The organism is Tropicimonas sp. IMCC6043, from assembly GCF_004146235.1.
Classification (GTDB): Bacteria; Pseudomonadota; Alphaproteobacteria; order Rhodobacterales; family Rhodobacteraceae; genus Tropicimonas.
On the sequence record NZ_SELO01000136.1, the window covers coordinates 1 to 805 of the forward strand.

The 805-nt window shown below is 60.7% G+C and carries 1 pseudogene; it reads left to right on the top strand.

Going from position 1 to position 805, the window contains the following annotated elements:
* Positions 1 to 39: 39 nt before the first annotated feature.
* Positions 40 to 800: pseudogene (locus tag EU800_RS26110) on the top strand (IS5 family transposase).
* The last annotated feature ends 5 nt before the right edge of the window (positions 801 to 805 follow it).

The following is an 805-nucleotide window of genomic DNA, read 5'->3' on the forward strand; positions in this document are numbered from 1 at the left end:
GGATCGTCGTGATTCACGTTCCCGAACGCTGGGGGCATCATGAGCAACTACTACTGGTTGACGGAGGCGCAGATGGAGCGCCTGCGACCGCACTTTCCGAAATCTCGTGGCAAGCCGAGGGTCGATGATCGGCGGGTTCTGAGTGGGATCATCTACGTCAAGCGGAATGGCTTGCAGTGGCGCGATGCGCCATCGGTCTACGGTCCCCACAAGACGCTCTACAACCGGTTCGTCAGGTGGTCCCGCATGGGCGTGTTCGCACGCATCTTCGAGAACTTGGCCCAGCCGGGACCTGAAGGAGACACAATCATGATCGACAGCACCCACCTGAAGGCTCACCGGACGTCGGCGAGCCTCTCAAAAGGGGGATCAAACCGAGGGCCATCGGGCGCACCAAAGGTGGGCTAAGCTCCAAGCTGCACATGGTGTCGGACGGACGGGGGCGCCCGCTGACATTCTTCCTGTCGCCAGGCCAGCTGAGCGATGCGCGTGGCGCCCTCGTCCTGTTGGGTGATCTTCCGAAGGCGAAACGGCTGCTCGGCGACAAAGGGTACGATGCCGACTGGTTGCGAGACGAGTTGAAACGAAAGGGTGTGCGTACCTGCATCCCACCGAGGGCGAAGCGGAAGAGGCCCGCGAGCTACAACAAACGCCTCTACAGAAAACGCCACCGCATCGAGAATGCCTTTGCACGCTTGAAAGATTGGCGGCGCATCGCGACCCGCTACGACAGATGCGGAGACCTGTTCCTGTCGGCCATCTGCATCGCAGCCATCGTCATCTTCTGGCTGCCTAAATGAGTCCT